The organism is uncultured Cyclobacterium sp., assembly GCF_963976465.1.
Lineage (GTDB): Bacteria > Bacteroidota > Bacteroidia > Cytophagales > Cyclobacteriaceae > Cyclobacterium.
Genome location: NZ_CAXBOC010000020.1, coordinates 1 through 22013 on the forward strand (window position 1 = coordinate 1; position 22013 = coordinate 22013).

Below are 22013 nucleotides of genomic sequence, written 5' to 3' on the forward strand. Positions count from 1 at the left end.
GTAAAACATTTGATATGGGTCCTGCATTCCTGCTGAATACTGAGAGTAATTGGTCCAATTACTGATCCTTGTTTCATCAGAATCTGTCCATTGCCAAAGCGGAGCCTCGGGGTCATTGGTACCGAAATTAGGATCTTCGATTACATAGGCAGCTGCCCTTGATTCATCCATCATTTGTAAAAATTGATCCCGATTCAATACTTCCACTTTATTTAGCATGGATTGAATACCTGATGTTGCATTGATGGAAATGCTGGGCTTACCGGATTTACCTTTTTTAGTAGTAACCAAGATGACACCATTGGCAGCCTGAGTACCATAGATGGCACTTGATGAAGCATCTTTTAATACCTCTATGGATTCGATATCTGCAGGATTAATTGAATTTAATGGGTTTTCAGATTTATTGTAGCCATCTTTAATTGGAAAGCCGTCAATTACAATCAGAGGACTGTTGCTCGCATTAATTGAACTTACTCCTCTGATCACAATGTTGGATCCCCCTCCCGGTGCCGAATTATTGTTGGATATTCTCACTCCCGGCATTTTTCCTTGCAAGGATTGTACAAAATTGGATGAAGGTCGGTCTTTAAGATCTTCTGCGGATGCTGAGGAGATAGCAGTAGAAATATCTTTTCTTTCCTGTGTACCATAACCAATTACCACTACTTCGTCAAGTGCTGATATGTTTTCCTTTAATGTAACATTCAGTATGGTACGACTTCCGATTGCGATGGTTTGTTTTTCAAATCCTATAAATGAGAAAACCAAAGTGGCATTTTCGGGTACAGACATTGAATAGCTCCCATCAATGTCCGTAACAGTGCCTACAGAAGTTCCTGGTATAGATACTGTTACTCCAGGCAATGGTTCGCCGTCAGGATCTGTTACAACTCCCTTTATGGTTATATCGGCTAAAAGGAATTTGTACAATGATTTATGTTCCTTACTAATTGTGGTAGATGAACTAAAATCTGGCTTTGCCAATGCCGGATTAAGAGACATCGTGCTACCGGTTAATGAGGCCAGTAGGAGGCCTGTGAATAAATTTCTACGTCCTATGCACCGTAGAGGTATACTTTTTTTCATAGCATTTGGGTTTATAGTTAAATTTGATGTTATAATATTTACATGAATATCAGTTTGTTATGTGATAAATGGTATCGGATATTTTTAATTACTTATTTTTTATAATCATTGGAATATTTTTCACCAATATATTTCTATATTATATGATGGTAACGTTCACAAAATGAGTTATTTGGTATATGGTTAAAATTGAATTTAGTGTTTAAGTACAATTATTAGTTGGGAAATTAATACTATATTAAAAGGTAATTATAAAAAAATAATTTAAAATAAAAAAGGTGTAATGATTTTGATAATATTGAAAAGCTGAATTTTTTAGTTTTTGAGAACCAATTATTTTATTGATTTTTTAATAAAACAATTATTTTATAATTATAACAATAGTAAAAATTTAATTGGTATTGATATAATTTAATAATATGTTATTTTTTTATTATAATGACAAATAAAGATAAGTGGAAATTTTGTACATATTTTTTCAAAATTTAATCTAAACGGTTGTGGGATAATCCAAATATGATACATGTAACTTTCGGCATGATATTTGGAAAAACCTTAAAAGTTCATTAAGGGAATATAAATCCAAATCCTTTTAGGGCTTAACGTTGAAAGTGGTAAGGAAGCCAATTAATGTTCAGAGTTGGGGGAAGTTTGGGTTTAAAGAGATTTGGATTTAGACGTTGGCGTGAAGTAAATTTTGAATGACTTAGGTTATATTCAATTAAATTTTTAGTAAATAAAAAACTTTATTTTCACGAAGTTCCCCAAGTGGTAATATTTATATATTCAAAATAATAACTCAAATGCGAAAAAAAACGATAATCAGTATAGGGATAATTATTAGTTTATTACTCATATTAAGATTGTTTCTACCAAGCATTGTGCTTCATTTCGTCAATAAAGAGCTGAAGGATATGGACGAATATACCGGTAAAGTGGAGGACATAGATATTGCTTTAATCAGAGGTGCTTATGTCATTGATGGAATTGAAATCTTAAAAAGAGACACTGGTCAAACAGCAGCTGTAGACACCGTACCCTTTTTTTCATGTCCAAATATTGATTTATCAATTCATTGGAAGGCTTTGTTTGAAGGGAAAATAGTAGGTGAGCTTTTGGTGAATCAACCCAAGTTAAATTTTGTGCATACCCCAAGTGTTGACCCCGAAGTAAAGCAAGATACTTCCGACTTGAGAGGTTTAATCAGGGAATTGATGCCTTTGGATATCAACCGGTTTGAGATCAAACAAGCAGAAGTTCACTATATAGACAACTTATCTAAACCGGAAGTGGATGTATTTATTTCAGATTTAAATATTCTTGCAACTCATTTAACCAATAATCCGGTGGAAGGAGATTCTCTACCCTCTTCCCTGAATGCAAATGGCAGTACATATGGTGGTGTATTCAATTTAGATGTGAAATTAAATGCCTTAGCAGATCAGCCTACTTTTGATATGAATGCTGAAATTGAAAAAGTGGATATGGTCGGATTGAATGATTTTTTGAGAGCTTATGGAAATTTTGATGTGAAAAAAGGAGAGTTCAATGTTTTCACAGAGTTTGCTGCTAAGGATGGTAACTTTAAAGGCTATGTAAAGCCATTAATAAAAGATTTGAATGTGGTACAATGGAACAAAGAAGAGGGGAATATGCTTCAAGTTTTGTGGGAGACCCTCGTTGCGGGAGCTGCAGAACTATTTGAAAACCAGAAAGAAGATCAATTGGGTTCGAAAATCACCATAGAAAATACCTTCGAGAATCCCGACATTCATACCGGTCAGGCCATAATGATAATATTGAGAAATGCTTTTGTTCAAGCTTTAATGCCATCAATTGAGCAGTCTATTAATTTAAATAATATTGAGGAAAAGGAAAGTAGTACAGGCTTTTTTGAAGGTATATTTAAGGGGGATAGTGGAAATTAAGAATTGTATAATTTTTCATTGCTGTCAGAGAAACCATTTTTTAACTGTTTCCTCCATTGCTAATTGTATTGCTTATCAGATACAATTTAGTTTTATAAACAGGTCCATGCATTTATTAACAATTAGGCATAGGCAATATTTTAATTATATCAGGATTAAGAGTTTTTTGGGTAAGGTCTATTAATGATTATACTTTTCAAGTAATAAATAATATTTTTACCTAATTTTAAACGTCAATCGACATAATTTTTATTGTTAATACCTTGATAGGGTAGAAGATTGAAGGTGTATTGATGAATCTGAGTTAAGATAAATTTTGATAAAATATGATGAGGTTTTTGAGTTGTGACTGGGGAACAAGTTCTTTTAGGTTACGGATTGTCAATCTAAATGATGGAAGTATAGAAGGTGAGCATTTAAATGAAATGGGCATACAAGCTACCTATCATAAGTTCTTAGAAGCTGGTAAAGAGGTCGATAGAGTTAAATTTTATTTCGACCAATTAAAAAAGGAGATTAAGCAAATGGGTGAAAATCTTCATGTCAATTTAGAAGGTATGTTGATCGTTTGCTCGGGTATGGCCTCTTCAAGTATAGGGTTTAAAGAACTGCCTTATGCAGATTTGCCAATTGATGTTAAAGGTAATTCGGTAGGGTTGGATTACTTTCCTATTTCTAATGATTTTGACCATTCCTTGCTGTTGGTGTCCGGGCTAAGGAGTTCGGACAATGTTATGAGAGGGGAGGAGACTCAACTGATAGGTGTGGTGAGGCAGTTGGAAAATTTCTCAGGCGAAGGTATTTTTATTTTTCCGGGGACTCATTCAAAGCATATTAGGGTAGAAGACTATAAGGTAAGCGATTTCAAAACCTATATGACTGGGGAAGTATTTCAGTTAATGGCTTATCAAAGTATTTTATCAAAAAGTGTAAAAACCGACTCCAATGAAAGTTACGAAGAGGTATTTAAAGTTGGCGTTAAAGAGGGTGCTTCAAATGCTTTATTATCTGTGTTTTTTAAGACGAGAACAAACGAATTATTTGGCCGCTATACCAAAGAAGAAAACTTTCATTATTTAAGCGGTTTGTTGATTGGAAATGAACTGAGTAATTTGGTGGAAGAAAAGGATTCCAGTATTTATCTCTGTTCCGAGGGTAGATTGCATTCAAATTATGCGATTGGAATGGAAACATTGGGAATCAAAGCTGAAGTTTTACCTCGAGAGTGGGTTCGCAAATCAGTAATTCATGGTCAAATTCAAATATTGAATCAAAATATTAACAATGAAAAAAACATTTTCCTGGGAAGCTTTTGATAAAGCTCCCATCGTAGCCATTTTCAGAAATTTAGATAGCGATGATTTGCTTCAGGTCGCTGAATGTTTTAAAGTTTCAGGCCTTTCCACTATGGAAATCACATTGAACTCGAAAAATGCCACAGAGGATATCACTCGCTTGGTCAATGAATACGGCGATGAACTAAATATAGGGGCTGGAACCGTTTGTGATATCAATGACTTGCATGCTGCTTTAGGTGCAGGGGCTCAGTTTATCGTTACTCCAATATTAGATCAAGAGGTAATTCAATATTGCGTGGCCAATCAGGTTCCGGTATTCCCGGGAGCTTTCACCCCCACAGAAGTTTATAAAGCATGGAAATTAGGAGCCAATATGGTCAAGGTCTTTCCTTCTTCCGCATTAGGGCCGAGTTATATCAAGGACTTATTAGGACCTTTGGATACTATTAAATTGTTGCCTACCGGTGGTGTCAGTAAGGACAATATTTCGGCCTATTTTAAAGCAGGTGCATCTGGTGTAGGTGTTGGCAGTGCAGTGGTGCCAAAATCTTTCTTACAGAACAAAGATTGGGAAGGTCTTAAAAAACACCTAAGTCAATTTTTAAAAGCCTATCAGGATACTGATTAATATGCCGAATTAATTCTACTATTTCGGCTATTTTATATTTCCCCCATTATATTTTATTTAATAAACCCATGGATCAAACGCTCTATCTATTTATTATTACCTCTTTGTCTATATTGTTGTTGTTGGTATTAGTGATGAAATTAAAGGTGCATGCCTTTATTTCTTTATTATTGGCCAGTTGTTTTGTAGGCTTGGCATCAGGTATGCCATTTATGGAACTTATAGGTAGTCTTCAAAAAGGCATGGGTGATATTTTAGGTTTTATAACCATTGTTGTTGGCCTTGGAGCTATTTTAGGTAAATTGTTAGAGGTCTCCGGGGGTGCACAAACCATGGCTCATTTTTTAATTAAAGGGTTTGGGGAAAAGAGAACTTCTTGGGCATTAATGCTAACGGGTTTTATTGTATCTATACCGGTATTTTTGGATGTAGGCTTTATTATCTTAATTCCATTGGTTTATGCCTTAGCCAATAAATCAGGGAATTCATTATTACATTATGCCATTCCTCTATTAGCAGGAATGGCTGTTACACATGCCTTTATACCACCTACTCCCGGGCCGGTGGCTGTTGCGGAAATATTAAATGCTCCTTTAGGTTGGATGATAATTTTTGGGGTGATTGTGGGGTTGCCTTGTGCGATATTGGCAGGGCCTATTTTTGGTGAGTATATTTCTAAGAAAATATTTGTACCTGTTCCATCACATATAGAGTTTAAGGATGAAGCGACAAGTAATGCTTCTAAAAGTGACTTTTATTTAATAGCATTTATAATTATTCTGCCATTGATATTAATTTTAATTGCTACCACCTCCAATTTATTAGTAGAGACGGGTTATATTAAGGGAGATAATTATTTGCTAGAAATAGCCCAATTTTTAGGACATCCATTTATTGCCTTGACCATAGCAACGCTTGTGGCCCTATATTTTTTAGGGTATAGAAAAGGTTACAAGGCCAAGCAATTGCTTGAATTTTCGGACAGGGCCCTTGCTCCGGCAGGACTTATTATTGTGATCACAGGTGCTGGTGGGATGTTCAAAGAGATTTTGGTGCAAAGTGGTGCAGGAGAAGCACTTGCAGAAGTATTTATAGCCTATAATGTAGCTCCCATTGTTATGGCTTATCTGATTGCGGTCATTATTCGGATCATTCAAGGGTCGGCTACTGTGGCCATGGTGACCGCTGCAGGTATGATCTCTCCAATAATAATTGATATGGACATGTCTGATCCCCATAAAGCTTTAATTGGGATTGCTATAGCAGCAGGAGCGTGTATATTATCTCATGTTAATGATTCTGGGTTTTGGTTGGTTAAGAAATATTTAAATATAAGTGAAAAAGAAACCTTACAGACCTGGACTACATTAGAAACAATAATATCCCTAACAGGATTTTTAATTGTTCTTACTATTTCCATTATTTTTATGTAATTAACTAAAAACTAGTAGGTTGAGTTTGTTATATTAAATTTTAAATATATATTTATGTATATATAACCCATAAATATGTATGTTATGAAACAATCCTACAGTGTTTTAAGCTTTATTTTTCTGCTATTTATACTGCCAATGGGCTTAGTATATTCTCAGAATGGGATTCCCGATAATAAGGGAAAGGAATTTTGGTTAATGTTTAACCGGAATAATGATAATATTGGAATTAATCTAGATCTTTTTATATCAGGTGAAATACCAACAACAGGTAAAGTGATACTACCTGATCAAACAGAATTAGATTTTTCTGTAACTCCAGGTATTATTACCACTGTTGATATTCCTAATAATTTTATTGGCTCTGTAGCTGATGGAAAACAAAATAATGGAATATATATATCTGCCGAAAGTGAAGTTACAATTTATGGACTTAACCAAAGGACTTATTCAACTGATGCTTTTTTAGCTCTTCCCACAGATATTTTAGGACAAGAGTATTTGATAATGTCTTATACAACCTTGAGGGCAAGTGTTTCTATAGCTTCGGTTTTAGGAGTTGTGGCTACAGAAGATAATACTACTATAACCATAGTACCTGCCTCGAATACCACCTCGAGAACCGCAGGAGTTCCTTTTGATATTACTTTACAAAAAGGAGAAACATACCAATTAGTGGCCGCAGTTTCTGGTGGTGATCTTACTGGAAGTATCGTAACTTCAAATAATCCAATTGCAGTATTTAGTGGTCATACATGTGGAAATGTACCTCAGAATATTACGGCTTGTGATCATATGGTTGAGCAAATTCCTCCAGTAACTTCTTTGGGACAAAATTTTGTCACAGCCCCTTTAGCAACAAGAAGTCAAGGTGATATTTTTAGGATAGTAGCCACAAAAGATGGGACGAATGTTTCCGTGATTGGTTCCGAAGGATTCAATGATAGCTTCACTCTAAATGCCAATGAGTTTAAGGAATTAAATATACCAAGTAATGTATATGCTAAAATTGAGTCAGACCAAGCCATTTTAGTCGCTCAGTTTTCGAAAGGCCAAAGTTCAGACGGAGTCATCTCTGATCCATTTATGATGTTGATACCACCTTTTGAGCAATTTCAAAATAATTATACGGTAAGTACACCCGCTACCGGTTTTAGCAATCATTATATAAATCTGGTAGTACCTATTTCCCAAAAGGGTAATATTACCTTGGATGGAAGTTTATTGAGCCCGGATATTTTTACAGATATACCCGGATCTACCTTTGCCGGATCACAGGTAAAAGTGGAAGAGGGAACCCATAATATGTCTGGGAATTTGGCTTTTGGGGCTTTTATGTATGGCTTTGGTAGCTATGATTCCTATGGATACCCCGGTGGTCAGGCACTGGCTAGCGTGGAGCAAGTGCGAAATATTAATTTGGATTTGGAGCAAGAAATTCAGCAAGGAACTACCTATTGCTTCAATTCTACAGTAACAGATGATGAAGGTGTCCCTATTTTTGGTGTTAGGGTAGACTTTGAAGTGGAAGGTGTCAATGAGAAAATAGGCTTTGGAGTGACGGATGAGCAGGGTATCGCTAATTTCTGCTTTGATGCTCTCAATGAGGGAACCGATAATATTATGGCTTCGGTTGGAAGTACTACTGCAGAAGCTACGGTTACCACATCTATTCCTAGACCTGATCAAGTGCTGCTTACCGCTTTGCCTGAATCAGTAACTTTGGGAGAAGAAATATGCCTCAGCAGTCAGATTTTGGATCAATTTGGTAATCCTTTGGAGGGTGAAGAGCTGTTTATCGAATACATGGGCAATATAATCTATAGCGGTGATTCTGATGAGAACGGAATGGTTGAATATTGCTTCACACCGGAAGAAGGTGGAGACCTCTTATTTACTAGTTATTATGATGGTGGAGATAAAACCGAAACTACCGTTATGGTTGCTGTTCCAGATCCTGTTCCCACCATTATAAGTATAGAGGGCGGATCTAACGAAGTTAATCTAGGACAACAGGTATGTGTGACGGCCACTGTTAAAGATCAGTTTGGTGAATTAATGGAAGGGGTAGAGGTCCAATTGGAAATCAATGGAGAGGCTGCCGGTTCGGAGATGACGGATGAAAATGGTGTTGCTGAATTCTGTAAAACTGCTGAAGCCGAAGATGGTGAACTGCTGATTTTCACTGTCAACTATATCGGAGGAGGTAGTCCGGCTTCAACCAATATTAAAGTAATCAATTCAGGTGGTGGAAATGGAAGTGGGGGTGGAGACCTTGTGGCCAGTGCCATTTCAATAACCAATATATCTGTTGAGGTTAATCTTGGTGAGGAAGCCTGTGTGGAATCCCTAGTTTTGGATCAAAACGGTGACCCACTTCCAAATACAGAAGTAACAATTGAAATCAATGGAGAAGTTGTTGCCACCTTGATGAGTGATGAAAATGGAATTGTAGCCTATTGTATTGTTACTGAAGATTTAGGTGATTTAAGTTTTGCTGTAAATTATGCAGGAGGAACACCTGCTACAGGTACGGTTAAGGTCATTCAGGTGGTATTGGTTGCTACCACCATTTCGGTTAATCCATCAGAGGCAGAGGTTGCCCTTAATGAGGAGACCTGTTTAGAAGTAGAGGTCTTGGATCAGTTCGATGATCCTATGGGAGCCATAGAAGTATTCATTACTAAAAATGGAGAACCTGCAGGGTCTATGATGACAAATGAGGATGGAGTATTGAATTATTGCTTCAATCCGGATATGGAAGGGGAGTTTGAATTCGACTTCTATTATACAGTCGAGAACACTGTTACCGCCATGATAAATGTCACTGATAATGCCCCAATCCCGACCATTATTTCATTTGAAGAAAACGAAGTGGAAGGAGTACTGGGTGAAGAGATATGTTTGGCAGCCACTATCCTGGATCAATTCGGAATGCCTCTAGCAGGTGTGGAAGTTTCTTTTGATGTGAATGGTGTTTACTATGGAAAAGGTATCACAGATGAAAATGGTAGGGTAGAGTTATGTCTAATGCCAGATGAGCTAGGTGATATAATGGTTACTGCCATTTATGAAGGTGGAGATGAAGCGGAGGCAACTGTTATGGTTGTAGCTGAAAATGAGGGATTGGCAATTGAGAGTTTCTGGCTTGTTGATGCTGAAACGAACACTGTAATCAGAGAAGTAATGGATGGAGATAAAATTCCATACGCTACAGTAAAAGGTAAAATGGTAAACTTTATGGTAATCACAGATCCTGAAAAGGTAGGTAGTGTTGAATTAGAGATGAAATCCTTGACCTTATGTTCTACTTGTGCTTGGGATACTAGGGTAAATACTGAAAATGTAATCCCTTATGCTTTATTTGGTGACATAAATGGAGATTACACAGGTAAAGAGGTTTTACCGGGTTCTTATATGTTTAGTGCTGTTCCTTATGAAATGAAACATTTGGCTGGTGATAAAGGTCTAATGGCAATGGTTAACTTTGAAATAGAATTTGAAGGAACGATTGACAGCTTTACCTTGGTCAATGCAACTGATGATACAGATATCCGTGAAATTAAGGATGGAGATGTAATTGATCTCTCAAAATATAAAGATGTCAAATTCAACATTAGAGCCAATGTGCCATGGGAACAAGAAGGTGGACTAGACATGATGATTGAAGGGCCTGTAAACTTCTCAAGATTTGAGAAAGAGATGCCTATGGCCTTATTCGGAGATAATAACGGTGATTATATTGGTAAAGATTTACCGGAAGGATTCTATAAACTATCTTCGACCTCGTTCCCATTTAAGTCTAGTGCAAATAGAGGTATCGGTGGAAAGACAGTTACAGTGAATTTTGAGGTGATTCATGATAGTAAAATTGATAAATTTACGCTGGTAAATGCAGATACCGATGAAGATATTATGGAGCTTATGGAAGGTAGCTTTATTGATTTGAATCTGTACAAAGATGTCAAGCTGAATATTAGAGCAGATGGCAAAGGAGATCATATCGCAGCCATGACTTTCCAATTGTCCGGCGCTAAGAATTACAACTGGACAGAGAGAAAAGCACCATACGCCATTTTTGGAGATTTACCTGCCAATGATTATGCAGGCAAGTACCTCAATGAAGGTAATTATAAATTGATGGTTACTCCTTATAATGCTGACAATACTATGGGGGAAAGTTTGACCGTTAATTTTATGGCCGGCTTTGATAATGGAGAAAATTTAAGGATTGCTAATGCATCCCTAGATCAATTAGAGGCCAGTTCCTCAAATGGTGTAGCCGATAATGGAAGTTTAGTGGAAGACCTAAAAGTCTATCCTCAACCTTCTCAAAATGTAGTGAATTTCCTATATCCATCTTCTATGAGAGAAGATGCAAGGGTTATGATCTACAAAGGCAACGGGCAGTTGATTCATGGAGCCCAACTAGGCAATACCCCTAGCTTCAATTTCGGAAGCTTTGGTTCCGGTTTGTACCTTATCCATGTATCCAATGGTGACAAGATAATTTCCAAGAAAGTATTTATTTATTAGCTTGTTATTTATTTAATATTTCAATTAAAGCTCCGGACATTAGTTCGGAGCTTTTTTTCTTATTGGTGAAATTGAACTTATTTAAGAACCTCATCACAAAGGATTTTTTGAGGATTTCGTTATTCGCCTTTACTTTTTAGAAGAAATTGTTACCGACACGTTGATAGAATAATATTATATGTATTAGCCACAAGTTTATTCTTGAAGGATGTTTTAATTGTATTATCAGCCAAAATAATTAATCTAGCAATACCGTTAGATTGGACTGTTTATTTGAAAGGAAGCTGGTGTGTTTTTTTAATTGAAAGAAATATTTTTTCAACCTGTCTTAATTATTGTAAGGTGTATGACCAATCAGGTATATTTAAAAATAACTGAAGCTTACAGGAAGATTTGTTGTGATATTTAATTTATACAAGTTAATTTGTGCATTAAATATTCAAAAAATTGCCTTTTATGAAAAATGTCTGCTTTGTTTTATGCTTAATTTTTACACTTATTGCTTTTCCTTTTAATAAATCTAAGGCCCAGGATGATATTCCGGACAATAAGGGCAAAGAATTTTGGTTGATGTTCAATCGAAACAATGACAATGTTGATGTCAAATTAGAACTATTTATTACCGGTACAATAGAAACCTCTGGTTATGTAAAATTACCGGATAGCAGCATTATAAATTTTGAAGTTCTACCTAATAAAACTACTTCTGTTTTGATTCCCGATACCTTCATAGCTTCAGAGGAAGATGGGGTTGAAAAAAATGGGATTGAAATTGTAGCAGAAGAAGAGGTGTCGGTTTATGGGCTCAATCAAAAGTCCTCTTCAACAGATTCCTTTTTAGCGCTCCCTATTGATGTGTTGGGAAACGAATACATAGTGATGGCAAATAATTCCTATGCACCAAACAGCACGGCTTCCCCTGTTTTTGGAGTAGTAGCGACTATGGACAATACGGAAATAACGATTCTTCCAACCACAACCACTCAAAACAGACAATCCGGCATACCATATCAAATACTTTTGCAAAAAGGAGAATCTTATCAGTTGACAGCAGATGCTTATTTTTCAGATCTCACCGGAACTTCTATCACTTCAAATAATCCTGTTGCTGTATTTAGTGGGCATACTTGCGGTAATGTACCACTTTTCACAAATGGTTGTGATCAAATGATTGAACAGATGCCTCCTGTGACTACTTTGGGTAAAAAATTCATTACTGTTCCCTTAGCATCCAGAGAGGAGGGAGATGTTTTTAGAGTTCTAGCCACAATGGATGATACCTATATAAAAGTTGAAGGGACCAATGGGTTTTCTGAGGAGTTTACTCTTGACAAAGGGGATTTTGAAATATTAAATATTCCAAGTAATGTTTATACTCAAATTGAATCCAATTATTCAGTAATGGTGGCCCAACTTTCAAAAGGTCAGGCCACAGACAACGTATCTGCGGATCCTTTTTTAATGCTAGTTCCTCCTGTAGAACAATACCAAAATCAGTATCAGGTAAGCACGCTCCAAACCGAGTTTGAAAATCATTTTATAAATATCGTTGTACCTATTTCACAAAAAAATAAAGTACGAATAGATGGAAGTCTTATGGGATCCTCAATTTTTGTTGATATACCAAATAGCAGTTATGCAGGAGCTCAAATTCAAGTTACAGAAGGAAGTCATCATATTTCATCAGACTTACCTTTTGCAGCATTAATGTATGGGTTTAGTAGTTTTAATGCATATGGTAACCCGGTAGGCCAGGGCTTGGGGGAAATTGCTGAAATTCAAAATCTACAACTTATAATTAACGAAGAAGGTCAAAAAGAATCTACCTATTGCGTAAAAGCCCTATTAACTGATGGAAAGGAAAATCCGCTTTTCGGTGTTAAAGTAGATTTTGAAGTTCAAGGGCCAAATCAACAAAATGGTTTCAGTATTACAAATGAAAATGGTATGGCACATTTTTGCTTTGATGCAAGTAACAAAGGTGTTGATAGAGTAATTGCAAGTGTGGGTCCTTCCATTATAGATACAATAGAGGTGGACAGCAATAAGCCCGTGCCTGCAACGATTACTTTTCTCGATTATGTTGTGAATGGAATAGTAGGTGAAGAAACTTGTTTGAATGCGACTGTATTGGATCAGTTTGGAATTCCAATTGGGAATGCTGAGGTTTCCTTTGATGTTAATGGAACCTTTTTTAATAAAATCATATCAGATGAAGACGGTAAAATTACATTTTGCCAATTGCCTAAGCAAGAAGGAGATTTAGAAGTAAAGGCCTATATTGATGAAAACACAAATGCTGAAGCAACCATTTCGGTTGTTGCTATTTTAGAAAGTATATTAATTGACAGGTTCTTGTTAATAGATGCAAGTACAAATACCACGATAAGAGAAATCAAGAATAATGATAAACTTGCTTACGGTACCATCAAGGATAAGAAATTGTCTATTATTGCAATTCCAGATCCTGAAAATGTCGGTAGTATTAATTTAGAGTTGGAATCATTAACGCAATGTAGTTCCTGTCCTAAAACATTTCATGATATTACTGAAAATGTAGAGCCTTTCGCTCTTTTTGGAGATATTAAAGGCAACTACCTTGGGTATAATTTTTTTCCGGGTGATTATAAGTTAACTGCCACTCCATATGAATTTAGAGGCCAAACAGGTAATCAGGGAGTAAAGGCTTCTATCAACTTTGAAATCTTTTATGAAAGTAGTATAGAAAGTTTCACGCTTGTCAATGCAACAGATAACAAGGATATTATAACAATAAAAGACGGGGCTACGATTGATTTGTCAACTTATAAAGGTAAAAAATTCAATATCAGAGCCAATGTGCCAAACAACCAAACCCAAGGAGGTGTAGGCATGTTCATTGATGGGCCTGTTACATTTTCTCAATTTGAAAAAGTTGAGCCATTGGCGCTTTTTACGGATGTTGGCGGTGATTATTCAGGAAAAGATTTACCTGAAGGAGAATATACTATATCCGCAAGGGCTTACCCCTTTCAATCCAGCAGTACAAGAGGAATAGGAGGGGAACCTTATACCATTAATTTTAGCGTAATTCATAACAGTAGAGTGGATAAGCTGACTTTAGTAAATGCTGATACCGAGGAGGATGTTATGCCATTGGTGGAAGGAAGTTACATTGACTTAAACCTATATGAGGATGTAAAGTTAAATATTAGAGCTGAGGGAAAAGGGGAGCACTTAGCTGCCATGGCCTTTCAGTTATCGGGAGCAAAGAATTATTCTTGGACAGAAAGAAAGGCCCCATATGCCATTTTTGGTGACGCACAAGGTGTCGATTATAATGGTAAATATTTCAAGGAAGGTTTGTACAATTTAATAGTGACTCCTTATAATAGTAATAATGAAAAGGGGCAATCCTTTACGGTTAACTTTAGTGTTGGCTATGATATTGGAGAAAATTTGAGAGTTATTAGTGGGTCTCTTAATCAGGAAGAGGGGGGCATTATTGAAAGTGATTTTCAAAATAGGGTTTTGACCGAAGAGCTTATCGTTTATCCCCAGCCATCCAAAAACTACGTTCATATCATCTACTCTTCCAATATCAGTGAAAATGAAATGATAATGATTTACAAAGGCAATGGGCAACTGATTCATGGCTCCCAGAAGGGTAATACGTCAGGCTTTAATTTTGAGCCTTTTGGATCGGGCTTGTATCTGATTCATGTCAATAACGGAGATAAAATAATTTCCAAAAAGATTTTTATTCATTAAAAGGATAGATTAAGGACCATTTCAGAAAGCTTCGGACATTTGTTCGGAGCTTTTTTTTATCCTTACTTATTTATTTTTCATTGATATTTAATGAGCTATTTCCCTTTTAGTTTTAAAAAATAAGCACTAACCTCTACCTGCCAAATGGGTTCTGGTTTTTAGTTGCTGTATCAGCCTTAGGGTTCAATCCCAAGTTTGGGTTGTAGTTCTGGTGTCCAAATCAACCGAGTTTTTTAGCTATAATTCTTTTTACTACAATTATTTGGGTATATAATACATCTTCATTCATAACCTAAAAATGAATTGCTTTTTGTATAATTAAAAAAGTATCTAATTTGTTATATAAATTTTTATTTGTTTTGAAAATGACTGATTTATATATTTTTTATCATCTATTTATAGATCCTAATATTTATGAGTAATATGTTTTATAACACTGCTTGTAAAATATTTTAATTTTTTTTATCACTCTTTTTTAAGACTACCTGCAAAATTTGGGTTTCCAAAAACAATATCTCATTTACCTGTTGAAATTGTTCAACCAGCTGCAGTTTTTCACAAGATTTGTGATCCGATAAGTATTTGTTTTTAAGTATAATATATCGTTAATTATTGAAATGAGATTCATATTTAGAATTTCATTTTGATATATATGAAAATCAAAAAACAAGATTCTTTTAATTGAAATACCGTTTTGAGAATTCATAAATCAAAAAAAGTAGGATAAAATGAACAGAGCTTTGAATAACAAGGCGAATCCTGAAACATGAAGAAATATAAACTTTAAAATAAATTACCATGAAAGCTTCACTTCTTACTCTCATTATTTTGTTTTCGTTAGCAATGTCGTTTAGTCAGGGATATGCTGCAAATTATTATGTTTCTCAAGAAAGAGGAAATGACAACAGGACTTATAAAGAAGCGCAAAACCCAAGCACTCCATGGAAATCAATTGATAAAGTTAATTCTATATTTAATTATTTAAAGCCAGGTGATGCTGTCTTATTTAATAGAGGAGAAGTTTTTTATGGTACATTACATATTAAATCTTCTGGGTCTACTACTTCTCCCATTAGAATTGGAGCTTACGGCTCCGGTTCAAAACCGGTCATTACTTCACTGAAAACTGTAAGTGGTTGGAGATCCTTAGGGAACGGAGTTTATGAAAGCACCAAAACAATAGATACTAAATCTATTGAAGTGGTTTTAATTAATGGGGAAATTTATGAGTTGGGAAGGTATCCAAATAGTGATATAGCTAATGAAGGGTATTTAAAAATAGAAAGCGTAAAAGGAAATTACTTGCTTTCCAGCAGCGAATTAGGTGGTTCACCAAATTGGAATGGTGGAGAGGTTGTTATAAAGAAGAATCAATGGATTATTGATACACATGAAATTACTTCACACAGTGGGGGGCAAGTTAAATTTAATGCCAGTAATAGTGCCTATCCGGTTGAGAAGGACTTTGGTTTTTTCATCCAAAACCATATCAAAACCCTTGATACTTTTGGAGAATGGTATTTTAATCCATCCACCAAGAAAATAAATATATACTTTGGAAACCGGAATCCTTCTTCCATGAAGGTAGAAGTAAGTACACTTGATAACCTGTTGATTAAAGATTATAGGGATACAAATATAACAGTCGAGAATATTAATTTTAAAGGAGTAAATGCTGATGCAATTAGGCTAGAAGGAGGTAAAAACATTAAAATCCTCGATTCTGAAATAAATTTTGTGGGTGTAAATGGAATCCTTGCTTTAAGTGTGGTTGATTTAAAAATTGAGAGAAATAACTTCAATAACACTTACAACAATGGCATGTATCTTCGCTATGGAAATGACAATGCAATCATTAAGGACAATGAAATTAGAAAGACCGCATTAATTGCGGGAAGGACACAAAATCAGGATGCTGCAGGAATCGGTATTTTTGCTTATGGGGAGAAAGTTTTGGTTCAAAACAACGTGGTAATCAATTCAGGGTTTAATGGAATACAATTTAGTGGAAACTACTCGGTAGTTAAAAATAATTATATAGATACCTTTTGCCAGATTAAAGGTGATGGAGGAGGAATTTATACTTTTGGTGGTGTTAAATATCAAGGGTTTAAAGGAAGGAAAATTGAAGGAAATATTGTGGTTAACAGTATTGGTAGTAGAGGTGGTATTCCCGACAAAGGCGTGAACTATAGACCTTTGGCAGAAGGTATTTTTCTAGATGACCACTCTAATAATATTGAGATTATAGGGAATACAGTGGCCAATACCGAGAACAATGGCTTGAAAATGTCAAATGTTAATAATATACATGTTGAAAACAATACATTTTTTAACTCACATACATCCATTACATTAGGTAATAATGTCATTGGAGAGGATACCAGAGAAGTTACAATAAACAATAACCAACTTTTTGCTAAAACTGCAAATCAGAATACCTATAATATCAATACTTACAAAGATGATATAGAAATTATGGCTGAGTTTGATCACAACTATTTTTTCAGACCATTGGGAGATGAGTTCAGTATATTTAATGAATATTCAAAATACGGAAAGTCCATCGCAGCCATTGACAACCTGAAGCAATGGACTGAGAAATTTGGTAAGGACAAAAACTCTGTTAGTAACTCCATAGACTTGGCCACATATACCATTGATAAAAAAATTGGATCTAGTCTTTATCCAAACGTTTCGTTTGATAAGAATACGAATGGTATTTCTTGCAGCAATTGCTCTCAGAAATGGGATACAAATAGTAAAATGAATGGTGGAAGCATTAAAGTTACCAATTCAGGAAATGGCGCTCTAAAAATGAATTTAGGCAAATTAAAGAAAGATAAGACTTACTTATTAAAGTTTAAAGCTTTAGGCAGTAAAAAAGCAAATATCCAAACCTATTTAAGGTACACAGGAACTCCTTGGGAGAAATTATCAGGAGTGACCACATTCGAGATTAAGAAAGAGCTGGATACTTATGAGGTATTGGTGTCTCCATTTGTAGATGCTAAGGAAGTATCCCTTTTGGTCACAGCTTCTGAAGATAATTTCACGTACTGGATGGACGACTTAGAGTTTGTAGAAGTTGAAGCATCATTTATCGATCCCAATGAAGAAATTGTTTTTGAATTCAACCCAACCAAAAATAGCAAGACTATTGCTTTGTCAGGTGAATATGTTAATGCCAAACTTGAAAAATTTTCCGGAACAGTTACTATTCCTGCTTATTGTTCTGTAGTGCTAATTCGTGTTTCCAAAAATGTGCTGGTTGATAATGTTGAGAAGGTAGAAAATAATACAGAAGAGACCGAAGCTTTGTATTACCATTTTGGGGATAAAGGTCCTGTAACTTATAACGGAAATGTATTTGAGAAACTAAATTCTGAATTCTTTTTATCTTCAGGTTCCAATGTTTCTAATGAACCAAGTGCCAGTGAAGAGACCTTGTTCCAATCAGAAAGATTTGACAATGAACTATTGTTTAAGATACCTGTAGCAAATGGTAGATACACTGTAGTGACTTATCACAATGAGTTGTATTATGGTCAAAACGGAAGGTCTCAAAGAGCCGGGCAAAGGGTATATGATATAATTTTAGAAGGCGAATTAGTAAAAGATAATTTTGACCTTTATTTGGAAAATAGAAATCAAGAAACTACGCTTTCCTTTAATGAAATTATTGTAAATGACGGTTATTTAAACCTTGACCTCAAAGCCTCTGTGAACAATGCCTCGATATCTGCAATTGCCATTATTCGAGAAAATAAAGAGATTTTAAAACCTAGCATAAACATATCTACCATAGAAAATACTTCTCAACTAACCGAAGGGGACCAGCTTACCTTGCTTAGTGAAATTACCAACCTGGATGATAATATTGAAAAAGTTGAGTTCTATTGTGGTTTAAAATTGGTTGGAACCTGTGTTGAAAAACCTTTTCAAGCTGTTATTGACGAAATTCCTTCAGGAGATAATTATGTGTGGGCTACTGTGACAGATAAAAATGGAAATGTTAACACTTCTGAAGAAATTGAATTTACTGCCAGCAAAAATGTGGCTATAGAAGAGGGAAGCACCTCAATAGAGAAAAGTCCTATTGAAGTGCTGGAAGGACAATATTACCATTTAGGTTATGGTGGTAATATCGCTTACAAAGGAAAAGAATTTATTAATTTAAATCGAGATTTTTTAGTGTCATCAGGATCAAATGTTTCCGTTTATGAGGAAGGTAGCGAGGAAAAATTATTTCAATCTGCAAGGTTCGATAACGAGCTTTTATTCAAAATTCCTGTGGAAAATGGAACCTATACAGTAGTTACTTATCACAATGAATTGTATTTTGGAGAAAATGGAAGGGCTGAAAAAGCCGGCCAACGTGTTTTTGACATTAGCATTGAAGGTAAAGTAGTAAAAAATAACCTGGACCTTTATCTGGAATACAATAATCAAGAAACTGAGCTTACTTTTAAATCAATTAAAATTTCTGATGGTTATTTGAATCTGGATCTTAAGGCTTCGTCCAATAATGCATTGATTTCTGCGATAGCTATTATTCCTGATACATCACTTTCTCTTGGCGAGGTAGGATATGTTTTGCATCTTAATACAACGAATCAAAACGAAGTTATTTATCAAGAAAATAGTTTTGTTTCCAGTGCCAAATACATCAGTTCTTCAAGTAGAAATACTTCAACCAATACTAAGGCAAGTAATGAAAAAATCTTCCAATCTGAGAGGTATGCCAAAGAATTAACTTTTGAAATCCCTGTAGAGAACGCAACTTATACTATTAAAACTTACCACAATGAGTTGTATTTTGGAAAAGGAGGCGCTACTGCTAGAGAAGGAAGAAGGGTGTATGACATCTTTTTAGAAGATCAATTAGTAGCTGATAACTTTGACATATATGAATACAATAATAATAACCAAACCATTCTTACCTTTAAAGGGATTGAAGTAAAAGATGGAGTTTTAAACCTCGATTTAAGTGCAAGTGCTAACAATGCTTCCATCTCAGGGATTTCTATTATAGAAGAGGGCAACAATTCAAACCAAACTGCCGGTTCTGATCACCTGTTTTTCTTAAATACCGGTAGTGATTCGGATGCAACTTTGGGTGGCATCACATATCTGGCAGAATCAAAAACAGATCAATATTATAATGATGGTACCGGTCGATATAACAACACGAAAGCAGATGTTGAAAGACTATTTCAAACAGAAAGAAGTGGAAAAAGCTTGGTATATACCATTCCTGTTCCCAATGGAACTTATACCGTATTTACCATGCATCATGAAGTATGGTTTGGATATGGAGGACGTACTGCCAAAGCCGGAAAAAGAGTTTACGATATCGCTTTGCAAGGTGAAGTATTGAAAAATGACTTTGATTTATTTGTTGAAAATAAAAATGCTCCAACCATGTTGTCTTTCGATAACATTCAAGTTACCAATGGTCAGTTGACATTAGCGTTGAATGCATCTGTAAACAATGCAAGTATCTCAGGAATTGCAATTGTAGGTAGCGCTGCCAAGGGTGGTGAAGTCGCTGCAAACCTAAGAACTGTTTCAAGAGGGTATAAAGAAATGAAAGAAAGAGGCTATAAAGAAATGGACGTTTATACTGAAACTGTTGCTCAGGAGGAAGTTAAAATTTTTCCAAATCCAGCCAAAGGAAGAGCTACTTTAGAACTCAATGCTGAAATTGGATTGGGAAGAGTGTTGATCCACAATATGAATGGTCAATTGGTTAGCCATTTTGATTTGGCTAGCATTAAAACTTCCGACAATCAGTTTAATATTCCTCTGGATAATCTGTCTCAAGGTGTTTACCTTGTAAGTATTAGCAACGAAAAGTCAATCATCAGTAAGCAAAGGCTTATCGTTAATCCTTAATTATCTATTCAGCAATCTACAAAAAAATGTCTCGTTAAAATACGGGACATTTTTTTGCTTATTTTAAATTAAAAATGCACACTGGCCTGAAATAGCATCTACAGGACTGAGCAGTAAGAGATAAAAAATAAATAAGGCATGGTATAAATCAATTTAAATTCGCTTTTTTACACTACATATTTTAAGTTTGTTCCTTATGAAAGTTTATAGAACCAAGAAAGGTATTGTAATAGAAGAAAGCAATCAATTTTATACTTTACCCGATGAAAATTGGGATGCGTTTATTAATGACGACAACTTGTATAATAAGGTCCAAAACATTACCCAATCATCTAATATCTCCGAGGATGGGCACCATTGGATCAAGAATGGATTAATGGCGCCTGTTGAGAATCAGGAAGTATGGGCTAGTGGTGTGACCTATTATAAAAGTAAATTGGGAAGACAAGAAGAATCTAAGGACAGTGGCGGAGGGACCTTTTATGAAAAGGTTTACAATGCTGCCAGACCGGAATTGTTCATGAAAGCTACAGGTCCCAATGTTAGGGGGCATTTGCAAAAGGTGCGAATTAGAAAAGATTCTACTTGGGATGTACCTGAACCGGAATTAACCTTACTGATAAGTTCTTCCGGAAAAATCTTAGGCTATACCATAGGGAATGACATGAGCTCTAGGAGTATAGAGGGGGAGAACCCACTGTATCTCCCTCAAGCTAAAGTTTACAAAGGAAGTGCTGCTATAGGTCCATGCATACTGGTCACCGATCAACCTCTACCGAGAGACACAGAAATAAAACTAGAAGTTATCAGAGGTAGTAATTTGATTTTTAGTGATACCATCACCATAGATCAAATCAAAAGGGAACTCAAGGAGTTGGTTACTTACTTGTATGCAGAATACGATTTCCATTCAGGGTCATTTTTAATGACAGGAACAGGAATTGTACCGGGAAACGATTTCACTCTAGCCTCTAAAGATGTAGTTAAAATTCAGATTAGTGGAATAGGTACCTTAATAAACCCTGTAGAATAAAAATCAAGAAAATGAAGTTTGATTGATGTACCTTTTGCTAAAGCTTTGCTAGTGGGCTAGTTAATCTTATGTGACTAACAAATCACTTTTGAAATCAAAATTTTAAAGCAATTCAAAGCCTTCAAGTCAATTATTTTACCTAATTTTGAATCCCATAAGAATATAAACAAAATTTCATATAACCATTCTTATGGCTGCGTCTACAAAACATATATTTATTACCGGAGGAGTTACTTCCTCACTTGGAAAAGGAATTATAGCTGCCTCATTGGCCAAGCTTCTTCAATCAAGAGGAATTTCTGTCACCATCCAAAAATTTGATCCCTACCTAAACATTGATCCAGGAACTTTGAACCCCTATGAACATGGCGAATGCTATGTTACTGAGGATGGCGCAGAAACTGATCTGGATTTAGGGCA

General features: G+C 35.4%; 9 protein-coding genes and 1 pseudogene. 9 read left to right on the plus strand and 1 reads right to left on the minus strand.

Annotated features, from left to right (window positions below):
• Positions 1-1089: TonB-dependent receptor plug domain-containing protein (locus AAC037_RS02275; protein WP_339901324.1), on the minus strand; the 1089-nt coding region annotated here is incomplete at its 3' end.
• An 803-nt stretch (positions 1090-1892) separates the two neighbouring features.
• Here AAC037_RS02275 and AAC037_RS02280 point away from each other — a divergent pair.
• The 9 genes and pseudogenes from AAC037_RS02280 to AAC037_RS02320 all read left to right on the plus strand — a co-directional run.
• Positions 1893-3017 carry a DUF748 domain-containing protein gene (locus AAC037_RS02280; RefSeq protein WP_339901326.1) on the plus strand — a complete coding sequence of 375 codons (1125 nt, stop codon included), beginning with the start codon at positions 1893-1895 and terminating at the stop codon, positions 3015-3017.
• Positions 3018-3343: 326 nt separating this feature from the next.
• The gene (locus AAC037_RS02285; protein WP_339901328.1) at positions 3344-4333 is read left to right on the plus strand and encodes a 2-dehydro-3-deoxygalactonokinase; all 990 of its coding nucleotides are present in this window, start codon (positions 3344-3346) and stop codon (positions 4331-4333) included.
• Complete coding sequence (locus AAC037_RS02290; RefSeq protein ID WP_339901329.1) at positions 4302-4943, plus strand: bifunctional 4-hydroxy-2-oxoglutarate aldolase/2-dehydro-3-deoxy-phosphogluconate aldolase; 642 nt, start codon at positions 4302-4304, stop codon at positions 4941-4943. Before AAC037_RS02285 ends, AAC037_RS02290 begins: the two co-directional genes overlap by 32 nt.
• Before the next feature lie 68 nt (positions 4944-5011).
• Positions 5012-6376 carry a gluconate:H+ symporter gene (locus AAC037_RS02295; protein WP_339901330.1) on the plus strand — a complete coding sequence of 455 codons (1365 nt, stop codon included), beginning with the start codon at positions 5012-5014 and terminating at the stop codon, positions 6374-6376.
• A gap of 84 nt (positions 6377-6460) precedes the next feature.
• On the plus strand, positions 6461-10912 hold the full coding sequence (locus AAC037_RS02300; RefSeq protein ID WP_339901332.1) for a T9SS type A sorting domain-containing protein: 4452 nt from the start codon (positions 6461-6463) through the stop codon (positions 10910-10912).
• Between the two features lie 456 nt (positions 10913-11368).
• Positions 11369-14662: a T9SS type A sorting domain-containing protein gene (locus AAC037_RS02305; RefSeq protein WP_339901333.1), complete on the plus strand. Its 3294-nt coding sequence runs from the start codon at positions 11369-11371 to the stop codon at positions 14660-14662.
• 798 nt (positions 14663-15460) lie between these two features.
• Positions 15461-20560 (plus strand): malectin domain-containing carbohydrate-binding protein, encoded by a 5100-nt coding sequence (locus AAC037_RS02310; RefSeq protein ID WP_339901334.1) that lies wholly within the window; start codon positions 15461-15463, stop codon positions 20558-20560.
• A 196-nt stretch (positions 20561-20756) separates the two neighbouring features.
• Entirely contained in the window at positions 20757-21593 is an 837-nt protein-coding gene (locus AAC037_RS02315; protein ID WP_339901336.1) for a fumarylacetoacetate hydrolase family protein, read from the plus strand.
• A 190-nt stretch (positions 21594-21783) separates the two neighbouring features.
• Positions 21784-22013, plus strand: a pseudogene (locus AAC037_RS02320) (CTP synthase); the annotation flags it as partial.